Annotated in this window: 12 protein-coding genes; 8 read left to right on the top strand and 4 right to left on the bottom strand. The window is 62.7% G+C overall.

The genetic code is table 11. The features are described 5' to 3' along the window. Window positions 1-386: 386 nt before the first annotated feature. Window positions 387-1,232, bottom strand: coding sequence for a MurR/RpiR family transcriptional regulator (locus Q0Y09_RS03240; protein WP_297717550.1), 846 nt, complete (start codon window positions 1,230-1,232; stop codon window positions 387-389). Between the two features lie 161 nt (window positions 1,233-1,393). On the opposite strand from Q0Y09_RS03240, the gene murQ reads away from it, so the two are divergent. From murQ to Q0Y09_RS03225, 3 genes are read left to right on the top strand one after another with little or no spacing between them, the layout of a single operon-like run. Then, a complete protein-coding gene (gene murQ / locus Q0Y09_RS03235) occupies window positions 1,394-2,302 on the top strand; it encodes an N-acetylmuramic acid 6-phosphate etherase (protein WP_297717548.1) in 909 nt (302 codons plus the stop codon). A 5-nt stretch (window positions 2,303-2,307) separates the two neighbouring features. Then, window positions 2,308-3,513: an anhydro-N-acetylmuramic acid kinase gene (locus Q0Y09_RS03230; RefSeq protein WP_297717545.1), complete on the top strand. Its 1,206-nt coding sequence runs from the start codon at window positions 2,308-2,310 to the stop codon at window positions 3,511-3,513. 5 nt (window positions 3,514-3,518) lie between these two features. Then, window positions 3,519-3,986 carry an N-acetyltransferase gene (locus Q0Y09_RS03225; protein WP_297717543.1) on the top strand — a complete coding sequence of 156 codons (468 nt, stop codon included), beginning with the start codon at window positions 3,519-3,521 and terminating at the stop codon, window positions 3,984-3,986. Window positions 3,987-4,059: 73 nt separating this feature from the next. On the opposite strand, the gene Q0Y09_RS03220 is transcribed toward Q0Y09_RS03225, so the two are convergent. Continuing rightward, entirely contained in the window at window positions 4,060-4,281 is a 222-nt protein-coding gene (locus tag Q0Y09_RS03220; protein WP_297717540.1) for a hypothetical protein, read from the bottom strand. Window positions 4,282-4,500: 219 nt separating this feature from the next. Here Q0Y09_RS03220 and Q0Y09_RS03215 point away from each other — a divergent pair, with 219 nt between their 5' ends. Both Q0Y09_RS03215 and Q0Y09_RS03210 read left to right on the top strand, forming a co-directional pair. Continuing rightward, window positions 4,501-5,283, top strand: a complete 783-nt coding sequence (locus Q0Y09_RS03215) for a hypothetical protein (protein WP_367184328.1) — start codon at window positions 4,501-4,503, stop codon at window positions 5,281-5,283. A gap of 55 nt (window positions 5,284-5,338) precedes the next feature. Further along, a complete protein-coding gene (locus tag Q0Y09_RS03210; RefSeq protein ID WP_297717535.1) occupies window positions 5,339-5,515 on the top strand; it encodes a DUF1540 domain-containing protein in 177 nt (58 codons plus the stop codon). 285 nt (window positions 5,516-5,800) lie between these two features. Here the strand turns inward: Q0Y09_RS03210 and Q0Y09_RS03205 are convergent, their stop codons facing one another. Continuing rightward, window positions 5,801-6,343 (bottom strand): NADH peroxidase, encoded by a 543-nt coding sequence (locus tag Q0Y09_RS03205; RefSeq protein WP_297717532.1) that lies wholly within the window; start codon window positions 6,341-6,343, stop codon window positions 5,801-5,803. 153 nt (window positions 6,344-6,496) lie between these two features. Then, a complete protein-coding gene (locus Q0Y09_RS03200; protein ID WP_297717529.1) occupies window positions 6,497-7,930 on the bottom strand; it encodes an AAA family ATPase in 1,434 nt (477 codons plus the stop codon). A gap of 197 nt (window positions 7,931-8,127) precedes the next feature. Here Q0Y09_RS03200 and Q0Y09_RS03195 point away from each other — a divergent pair, with 197 nt between their 5' ends. From Q0Y09_RS03195 to Q0Y09_RS03185, 3 genes are all read left to right on the top strand, one after another. After that, window positions 8,128-9,135 carry an Ig-like domain-containing protein gene (locus Q0Y09_RS03195; protein ID WP_297717526.1) on the top strand — a complete coding sequence of 336 codons (1,008 nt, stop codon included), beginning with the start codon at window positions 8,128-8,130 and terminating at the stop codon, window positions 9,133-9,135. A 108-nt stretch (window positions 9,136-9,243) separates the two neighbouring features. After that, window positions 9,244-9,711: an SsrA-binding protein SmpB gene (gene smpB, locus Q0Y09_RS03190; protein WP_297717523.1), complete on the top strand. Its 468-nt coding sequence runs from the start codon at window positions 9,244-9,246 to the stop codon at window positions 9,709-9,711. 56 nt (window positions 9,712-9,767) lie between these two features. Next, window positions 9,768-10,289 (top strand): peptidylprolyl isomerase, encoded by a 522-nt coding sequence (locus Q0Y09_RS03185; protein WP_297717520.1) that lies wholly within the window; start codon window positions 9,768-9,770, stop codon window positions 10,287-10,289. Window positions 10,290-10,595 lie beyond the last annotated feature (306 nt).

Below are 10,595 nucleotides of genomic sequence, written 5' to 3'. Positions count from 1 at the left end.
GTAGTAGCCCCGCCCCCGGTAGTCCTCCAAAATATGGTCGATCACAGTGAAGTCCGTGGTCCATCCCTCCTCATACAGGTTACAAGACGTCATGTGCCACGCACGCGCCACGCAAACGGGCAAAGGCTTGTGGCGCATGAAGCTTATGCGCATATGGGCCGTCCCGGCCCATGCGCTTTGATTTCATGGCCGTGCCGCAGAAAGCGGCACATGGCCAATTTTGCTCTGCTTTTGCATAGCAAAAGGCCCCATATTCCATGTGCTCACGATGGCTCAGGAATACGCGGCCCCCGCGGGGGAGGAGGTTTCCTCCCCGATGTATTTCTGAAAACATGGTAGCATAGACGGAATATGATTTCAAGAAAAAAGACAGGCGCAGAGAAACTTTATTCCCGCTGGAAGGCCCGGATGAGAGCCCGGGTCTGGCGGAGGTTTTCCTGGGTGCGCTCGGGGTCGTGCTTGGCGATGCCCAGGTAGATGAGGTCCAGGATCAGCAGGCCGGAGGTCCGGGAGGTCATGGCGCCCACTCGGAACTCCCGCTCCTCCCCGGGGATGTAGAGGGGGTAGTCAGCCAGTCGGGCGAGGGTGTTGCGGTTGGCCTGGGTGATGGCGATGACCTTGCTCCCCCGCTCCTTGGCGGCTCTGGCGGCCAGCACAGTCTCCAGGGTCTCGCCGGAGTAGCTGATGGCGATGACGATGTCCTCGGGCCCCAGCAGGGAGGCGGTGGCCAGATTGGTGTGGACGTCGGAGTGGTAGAAGGCGGGGATGCCGATGCGGGAGGACTTATAGAGAAAGTCCATGGCCAGCAGGCCGGAGGCCCCCACCCCGAAGAGGTGGATGCGCCGCCCGGTGCAGATCTCCTCCACCGCCTGAGAGAGGACGGAGACATTGACCATCTGGTAGGTGAGGGAGGTGTTGTGCAGGTGGATGCGCTCGGCCTTGTGGACGATGGTCTCCATGTCGTCGTTGTCCCGGATGGCCGACTGGAAGGCGTCGGGCTCCTCCTGGCCGGAGGCCCGGGCCAGCTCCAGCTTCAGGGCGGTGAAGCCCTTGAAGCCCAGCTTCTGGGCCAGACGCACCACCGCCGCCGGGGAGGAGCCGCATTGCTCGGCGAACTCTTGGGCGCTCATGTGGATGACCTCCCGGCTGTGGTCCAGCAGGTAGGCGGCCAGCCGGCCCTCCGTGGGAGTGAGGCTGTCCAGAGACTCTTTGATAAAAAGTATACAATCCAAACCCGGCGCCCCCTCCGCTTTTTATCCAGTATAGCAAAAAGAAACGGTCAAGTCCATAGGTTTGAAAATTTTGTTTCAGATTTCTTGTTCGGAGTGAAATTTTATTGACAACCCGGAGGAGATGGGATAGTCTGAAAGGGAACAGAGTTGGAGGTGGTCCCATGGACAACTATCTGGCCGGTCTGGCCACCGAGGGGGTCAACCCTGAGACACAGAGCATCGATACCTGCACCACCGAGGAGATGGTGGCGCTCATCAACCGCCAGGACGCCCTGGTGGCGGACGCGGTGGGGGCGGAGCGCGCCCACATCGCCCAGGCGGTGGATCTCATCTACGGCTGTTTCCGGCGGGGTGGCCGGCTCATCTATCTGGGGGCGGGCACCTCCGGGCGGCTGGGGGTGCTGGACGCCTCCGAGTGCGTCCCCACCTTTGGGGTGGACCCGGACATGGTCCAGGGCTATATCGCCGGCGGGGACGTGGCCCTGCGCCACCCGGTGGAGGGCTGCGAGGACAGCGAAGCCGACGGCGTCGCCCTGGTGGAGGAGCTGGCCGTGGGGCCCGACGACGCGGTGGTGGGCATCACCGCCAGCGGCAGCGCTGCCTACGTCCTGGCCGCCCTCCGGCGGGCGAAGGAGCGGGGGAGCGTCACCGTGGGGGTGTGCACCAACGCCGGGTCCCGGCTGGAGGGGCTGTGCGACGTGACCATCGCCCCCCTGGTGGGCCCCGAGGTCATCTCGGGCTCCACCCGCATGAAGTCGGGCACCGCCCAGAAAATGGTGCTCAACATGCTGACCACCTGCTCCATGATCAAGCTGGGCAAGGTCTACGGCAACCTGATGGTGGACCTGAAGGCCAGCAACAAGAAGCTGCGGGACCGGGCCCTGCGGCTCATCATCCACGCCACCGGGCTCACCCCGGCGGAGGCGGAGGTCTATCTGGAGGGGGCCGGGGGCCATGTGAAGCTGGCCATCCTCATGGCCAAACGGGGGCTGGATCGGGAATCAGCCCAGGCCCTGCTGGACCGGTGCGAAGGCCGGCTGGCACAGGCCATTGAGGAAAAGGAGGGGTAAGCGCTATGCTGGAAGAGATCCGCAGAAAACCGGTCCGCCGGGTGGTGGGGCTCATGTCGGGCACCTCGGTGGACGGCATTGACGCCGCCCTGGTGGAGATCGGCGGCTCCGACGAGGCGCCGGAGGTGCGTCTGGTCGCCTTTGAGGACCGGCCCTGGCCAGCCGGCGTCCGGGAGCAGATCTTCCCCCTTTTCCGCCCGGAGACGGCCACCGTGGACAAGATCGGCTATATGAATTTCCTCCTGGGGGAGCTCTATGCCCAGGCCGTGGCCTCCGTGGTGGAGAAGGCGGGGCTTGCCCTGGCCGACATCGACCTCATCGGCTCCCACGGCCAGACCATCTGGCATGCCCCGGAGGTCTGCGGGAAGGACGGCTTCCCGGTGTCCTTTACTGTGCAGATCGGCGAGGGGGCTGTGATCGCCGCCCGGACGGGGGTGCCCACTGTGTCCGATTTCCGTGTGGCCGATATGGCCGTGGGGGGACAGGGCGCGCCCCTGGTGCCCTTCTCGGAATATCTCCTCTACCGCCGTCCGGGGGAGACCATCCTTCTCCAGAACATCGGCGGCATCGGCAATATGACCGTCCTGTCCGGGGACAAGGGGCCGGAGGCGGTGTACGCCTTTGATACCGGCCCGGGCAACATGATTATTGACGCCGTGGTGAGCGCCCTCACCGGCGGAAAGGAGACCTACGACGCCGGGGGCGCACGGGCGGCGGCGGGCAGGGTGGACAGGGCTCTCCTGGAATGGCTCCGGCAGGACCCCTACTACGCCATGCCCCTGCCCAAGACCACCGGGCGGGAACGCTTCGGCGTCCAGTATGTGGACAAGATCCTGGCCTATGGGCGGGAGCACGGCCTGTCCGACGCCGACCTCCTGGCCACCGTCACCGACCTCACGGCCTGGTCCATCGCAGACGCCTACCAGCGGTATGTCCTGCCCCGGCGGCAGGCGACGGAGCTGGTGGTGGGGGGCGGCGGCAGCTACAACGCCGCCCTGCTCGGCTTCCTGCGGGAGCGGTTTGCCCCTTACGGCATCAAAGTGCACACCCAGGAGGACCTGGGCTGGAGCAGCGACGCCAAGGAGGCGGTGGCCTTTGCCCTTCTGGCCGACTGCTGCGTCCGGGAAAAGCCCAATGTCCTCCCCAGCGTGACCGGCGCCGCCACAGCCGCCGTTATGGGCAAGATCTCCCTGCCGCCGGAAAGGAAGTGACGGGCATGGCCTTTTATCTGGAGCGTTCGGGGGAACAGCCGCCGGCGGACTGTGAGGAGATCTTCCTGGGCAGCGCCATCTACGAGCGGTACTTCAAGGGCGAGGGACGGCTGACGTCCTCGCTTCGCCGGGCGGCGGAGCGGGGGGAGCTCTACCTGGCCAGGACGGAGGACGGACAGCTGGCGGGGGCCATGCGGGTGGTGATGGGGGGCTTTTGCGGCCTCTATCCCTATCTGAGCCTCATCGGCGTCCGGGCTGCCTTCCGCGGCAGAGGGGTGGGCAGCTTCCTGATGGACGAGCTGGAGAAGCTGGCCCGACAGGAGGGCGCCCGGCGCGTGAGCCTGATGGTCAGCGATTTCAACGCCGACGCCCAGGTATTTTACCGCCGTCGGGGCTACTGGCTGCTGGGCGAGCTGCCCGACGCCGCCAAGGCGGGCATCACCGAGCTGGTCATGCTCAAGGACCTGACCTGAAATGAGAAAAAGCCGCCGCATCCCGACCTCACAAGGGCAGGGATGCGGCGGTTTTTTGGTGCGGCGGCGGCCCTCACAGCCGGCGCAGCTCGTCCAGGGTGTCCTGAATGACGGATTTGGGTAAGTAGAGCCGGGCGAAGCCCAGCAGCTGTTCCAGGGTGAGGCTCCGGGCGGCGGGCACCATGGGGTGCTTGAGCAGCTTGCCGAAGCGCCGCTGGAAGACGGCGTGGGAGGCGGGGGCGTCCAGCAGAGCCCCCACCAGGATCTGGTTGTTTTTCAGGTCCAAAGGGATCACCTCGGCCCATCCTATGCAGGCGGATGCTGAAGGTTGCGTGTTGGGGACGCTTATGGTACAATAACCAGAAGGTGAGCGCGAAAGCGGCCTGCCGGCGCGCCGGAACGCGCGGCGGTTCAGAACGAAAGGAGCCAGGAAATGGCACAAAAAAAGAAAAAAAAGCTCTCTGAGTCGGTACACAGCACCGTCGAGGCCCTCCACGCGAAGAAGGGTGCGGTCATGACGGTCTACATCGTCCTGCGTCTGGCAGTCATCCTGGTGATGGTGGCCCAATTCCTCAACGGCAACTTTGAAAACGTCTTCCTCTGCGTGCTGACCCTGATCCTCTTCCTGATCCCAACCTTTATCGAGCGGAAGATCCATGTGGACCTCCCGGATACGTTGGAGATCATCATCATGCTCTTCATCTTCGCGGCGGAGATCCTGGGGGAGATCCAGGCTTATTACATCACCTTCCCTTATTGGGACACCATGCTCCACACCCTCAACGGCTTTCTGTGCGCGGCCATCGGCTTTGCCCTGGTGGACATCCTCAACCGGAGCGAGCGGTTTTCCATCGAACTCTCTCCCATCTTTCTGGCCATCACCGCCTTCTGCTTTTCCATGACCATCGGCGTGCTGTGGGAGTTTTTTGAGTGCATCATGGATCAGTTCTTCCTCCTGGATATGCAGAAGGATACCATCATCAACACCATCTCCTCTGTGCGGCTGGACCCCACCGGAGGCAACCATCCCACCATCATCCGGGACATCACCGACGTCATCGTGGTCACGGCTGACGGCGCCAAGCAGGCCCTGGGGCTGGGCGGCTACCTGGATGTGGGCATCCTGGACACCATGAAGGATCTCTTCGTGAACTTCATTGGAGCAGTGGTCTTTTCCGTCATCGGCTATGTTTATGTGAAGACCCGCGGCGAGGGCCGCTTTGCCCGTCGGTTCATCCCCCAGGTGGTCCATTCAAACGAGGGAAAGCCGGAGGAGACGGAACAGTCTGCGGAATAAACCTCACTCCATTGGTACATACTAGGGCCGTACCAAATGAAGGAGGTCACATTCCATGGAACAAAAAAATGCCAATCCCAGCATCGCCTGTACCGTGGCCAGCTGCGCCTACCACTGTAAGGAGAAGAACCACTGCACCCTCAATGAGATCCGGGTGGGCGGCTGCCAGAGCAAGGTCACCAGCTGCGGCGCCACCGAGTGCGCGTCCTTCCAGCTGGGCGCGGGCAACTAAAAGGGAATACGAGCCGACGCGCGCCGCGGAGAAGCCTTCTCCGCGGCGCGCGTTTTTGCACATCTGTCCGCCCTGCGCAGTACTATGCAGCCGGGATATTGTTTTGCGCGGCGGGCAAACCCCATAGGACCCGTCCCATGGGGGCCCCGATAATTGGATCTGCTCGGGCGGAGTGAATCCGCCCGGCATCGAGGTTTTGGCTTTGCCAAAACGCTCGGTGACGAGGCCCGCCACGGAAAAAGCGCCCCGGTCTAATGGACCGGGGCGCTCTCTACGCTTGATAGATTAGCCGAAGTAGCGCTTCAGCAGGCCCTCGAAAGCCTTGCCGTGGCGGGCCTCGTCGCGGGCCATCTCGTGGACGGTGTCGTGGATGGCGTCCAGGTTGTGCTCCTTGGCCAGCTTGGCCAGCTCGAACTTGCCGGCAGTAGCGCCGTTCTCGGCGTCCACACGCATCTCCAGGTTCTTCTTGGTGGAGTCGGTCAGAACCTCGCCCAGCAGCTCGGCGAACTTGGCGGCGTGCTCAGCCTCTTCATAGGCGGCCTTCTCCCAGTACAGGCCGATCTCGGGGTAGCCCTCGCGGTGGGCCACACGGGCCATGGCCAGGTACATACCGACCTCGGAGCACTCGCCCTCGAAGTTCATGCGCAGGCCCTCGATGATCTCGGCGGGAGCGCCCTGGGCCACGCCCACCACGTGCTCAGCAGCCCAAGTCTTCTCGCCGGACTGCTCCTTGAACTTCTCAGCGGGAGCGCCGCAGAGGGGGCACTTCTCGGGAGCGGCCTCGCCCTCGTACACATAGCCGCAAACGGTGCAAACAAACTTCTTCATAATAAGTAGCCTCCAATTCATTCATGTATCAAATTCGCTAATGAGAATCATTATTATTTTTTGGACTGACCATACTATACCACTTCGCCGGGGATTTGTAAAGGGGGTCTAACAAATTTTTTGTTAAAAATCTGTAAATAGCCCTCGCAGAGGTCAGCCCTCTTCTGCCGCGGCCTTCAGGTCGGCGGCGGTCAGCTCCATGAGCTGTTCCCGGGTGGGGGCCTCCAAGGCGGCCACCCGGTCAGCCTGCCGGGCCACGGAACGCTCAAACAGATTGCGTACATCCCGGGCGTTCCCGAAGTTCTCATCCCGTTCCATATAGAGGTCGTTCAAATACGAACTGCAATATTCTGAGCCATCATTGCTGAGCGTGTATTGATTTTTCCCGCACATGGACTGGAAAATGGAAAAAAGCTGTTCGCCGGTGTAATCTTCAAAGTGGAAGTACTTGTTGAAGCGGCTCTCCAAACCGGGGTTGGCGTGGATGAAGTCCTCCATCAGGTCTGTATAGCCGGCGACGATGACGATGAGGTCGGAGCGGTGGTCCTCCATGGCCTTCAAAAGGGTCTCGATGGCCTCCCGGCCGAAGTCGTTGGCGTTGTCGTGACTGGAGAGGGCGTAGGCTTCGTCGATAAAGAGGACGCCGCCCAGGGCCTTCTGGATGACCTCGCTGGTCTTGATGGCGGTTTGGCCCACGAAGCCGGCCACCAGGCCGGACCGGTCCACCTCCACCAGTTGCCCCTTGGAGAGTACGCCGATGGCACGGTAGATGCGGGCCAGCAGCCGGGCCACGGTGGTCTTGCCGGTGCCTGGGTTGCCCATGAAGACCAGGTGGAGAGACATGGGTGGGACAGGCAGGCCCTGTTCCTCCCGCAGCCTGCGGACTTTTACCAGATTGATGAGGCTTTTCACATCCCGTTTGACCCGGTCCAGCCCGCACAGTCCATCCAATTCGGTCAGCAGGTCCTCCAACTTTTCCGGGGGCTGGGCCGTCTCTTCTTTGGAAAGCGCTTCCGGGGCCGGTCCGGCGGCGGTGTCTGGCGCGGGGGAGGGGCTGCCCGTATGGCGGGTGACGAAGGAGGACGCATCGGTGCGGGGGCGATCACAGTCCAGGCCGTTCCGGTCACAGAGGGCGGAGAGGGCGTCGGCGCAGGCATTGACAAAGCCGGCCTCCTGGTCGCTCACTGCCCCGTCCACGGCGGCAAAGAGGAGGAGCATCAGAACCATCAGGTCTACGAACCGGCGGGCGGTGGTCTGGCCGTAGGCCCTGTCGTAGTCCATCATTTTCTGGAAAAAGGCGGGGGCCTGGAAGCCGGGATACTCGGCCACGGCGGTGCTCAGCTCCCAAAAGAGGGCGGAGGGGACGGGATCGCCCTTGCAATAGATGGCGTTGTACCACTCCACATGCTGGGGGGTGACCGTGCCGCCGTCGGCCTGCCACACCCCGAGGGCGCACCGACGCAGGAACTCGTCCGCCCCGGCATGGAACATCTGGCGCATGGCCGGGTTGGCAATGTGCTGCCGGAAGGCAGTCACCCCATCGCTGTACTGCTTGTGCATGGCCTGGGCCGTCATCGCGTCCTTCACGCCGCCACGTCCTTTCTCCCGCCTGTTGACAGGCAACTGGATGGATTTGATTATATGACATGTCACAGGCCGGGTCAAGTCTGTGCAGTCGACATAAAATTGTAAACAATCCATTATTTATGCCGCTGTAAGGTTGACGATTTCCATCGAACCATGTACTATATATTTGTGAAAAGAATGACCAAGGGGGATCACATATGGCCAAGCGAACCAGCGGGACCCGTTCCGCCGTCATCCGCTGTCCCAACTGCGGCGAGGACTATTCCGTTACTTATAAACGCTGCCCCTTCTGTGACGAGAAGGCGGCGGAAGAAAAGCGCGGTCCGGAGCGTCCGGAAGAGGAGACCGAAGGGGAAGGCCGGAGCGCCAGAGGGGGCCGGCGGCTGGCCGGCAGCCGGCGTGGGAACGACTGGACGCCGCTGCGCATCGTGAGCACGGTGGTGCCCCTGGCCATCATCGCCGCCGCCATCTGGATCGTGGTGACCCAGATCATGCCCCTGGTGAACCGGGGAGACATGGACCAGCCGCCGGCGTCCCCCCCTCCGGTGACCACGACCCAAGGTGTGGAGGAGACCCCGCCCGCGCCCTCTGAGAGCGCCCAGCCCGGGGAGACTGTTCCGCCTGAGGAGACCGCCCCGGCTACGCCCACCGTCTCTCCCGAGCCCACCGTTCCCGTTGGCCAGACGGCCACCGGCTTTACCCTGAACCGGGAAGACTTCACTATGAACGACAGCTACCCGGACCCGGTACGGCTCACCGTCACCTTCCAGCCGGATGGTTCCACCGGCTCCATCACCTGGACCAGCAGCGATCCCGAGGTGGCCTCGGTGGATGAGAGCGGGCTGGTTACCCACGGGACCAAGAACGGCAGCGCCACCATCACCGCCACCATGGGGGACGGCACCACCAGGACCTGCACCGTCCGGTGCAGCTTTACCAACCCGGGGAGCGCCTCCTCCAACTCCAGCGCCAGCACCGGCGCTCTAAGCCTCAGCCGCACCGATTTCACCTTGATGAATAAGGGGGACAAGTACCAGCTGAAGGTGTCCGGTACCTCCTCCACCCCCACCTGGCACATCGGGAACACCGCGGTGGCCACCATCTCCGGGGATGGCACCGTCACCGCTGTGGGGCGGGGCAATACCACCATCACCTGTACGGTGGACGGCAAGACCCTGGAGTGTATCGTCCGTTGCGACTTCTGAGGAACAGGCTTTTGTCCCGACCGTTTTTCGGTCGGGACAAAATTCTGCTTTTCATCGTCTGCGGAACGTGGTATAATAATGTTCCAGCCCTGAGAAAGGAGGCGCGCCATGGATCACGCCCCAGTCAAGCTCATCGCCTCCAATCGGAAAGCCTATCATGACTATTTCGTGGAGGATAAATTCGAGGCCGGCATTGAGCTGTGCGGCACCGAGGTCAAGTCCATCCGCATGGGCAACGTGAACCTGAAGGACGCCTTCTGCATCATCAAGGAAGGGCAGATGGTGGTCCACGGCATGCATGTGAGTCCCTATGAAAAGGGCAACATCTTCAACCGGGACCCCCTGCGTCCCCGCCGGCTGCTCATGCACAAGCGGGAGATCCTGCGGCTCTTCGCCAAGGTGAAGCAGGACGGCTATGCCCTGGTGCCCCTCTCGGTCTATTTCAAGGGTCCCCGCATCAAACTGGAAGTGGGCCTGTGCAAGGGCAAAAAGCTCTACGACAAGCGGGATGCTGCGGCCGCCCGGGATGCCAAACGGGAGATGGACCGGGCCCGGAAGGACCGCAGCCGCTATTAAAAGCAGTATGGGACAGGACGGCGTCCTGGTCCCTCATTTGAAAGGAGTGTTTTCCCATGGCTCAGAATCCTGTCGTGACCATTGAGATGGAAAACGGTGGAAAGATGGTGGCCGAACTCTATCCCGAGGTGGCCCCCAATACGGTCAACAACTTTGTGAGTCTGGTCAAGTCCGGCTTCTATGACGGGCTGATCTTCCACCGGGTGATCCCCGGCTTTATGATCCAGGGCGGCTGTCCCCAGGGCACCGGCATGGGCGGCCCCGGCTATTCCATCAAGGGTGAATTCACCGGGAACGGCTTCCAGAACGACCTGAAGCATGCGCGGGGTGTGCTGTCTATGGCCCGGGCCATGCATCCCAATTCCGCCGGCAGCCAGTTCTTCATCATGGTGGAGGAGGCCCCCCACCTGGATGGCCAGTATGCCTCTTTTGGCAAGGTCACCGAGGGCATGGACGTGGCCGACGCCATCGTCAGCCAGCCCACCGATCGCATGGACCGGCCCAAGAGCGACCAGCGGATCAAGTGTGTGACCGTGGAGACCTTCGGGGTGGATTACCCCGCCCCTGAGAAGGTGTAAATCCAAAATCAGCGTGCTCCCCGCTCCGGGGAGGGGAGAGCGCCTGTCTCTTTTCCCGCACGGCGGCGCAGCTGCCAACCAAACCGGAGCCCAGCGCAAGCGGGTCCGGTTTGGAGAGGAGGAGCAAGGGAGCGTTGTGCGGGATGCCCGTCAGGGCGTCCTGAACAGAGCGGACTTTGCCTTTTGCGGCGCAGCCGCGGTTACCAAACCGGAGCCCAGCACAAGCGGATCCGGTTTGGAGAGGAGGAGCAAGGGAGCGTTGTGCGGGATGCCCGTCAGGGCGTCCTGAACAGAGCGGACTTTGCC

The sequence above is a fragment of the Intestinimonas sp. genome (genome assembly GCF_026169115.1).
Classification (GTDB): Bacteria; Bacillota; Clostridia; order Oscillospirales; family Oscillospiraceae; genus Intestinimonas.
The sequence above is the reverse complement of the archived record's forward strand: the minus strand, read 5'-3'. Positions and strand labels throughout refer to the sequence as shown.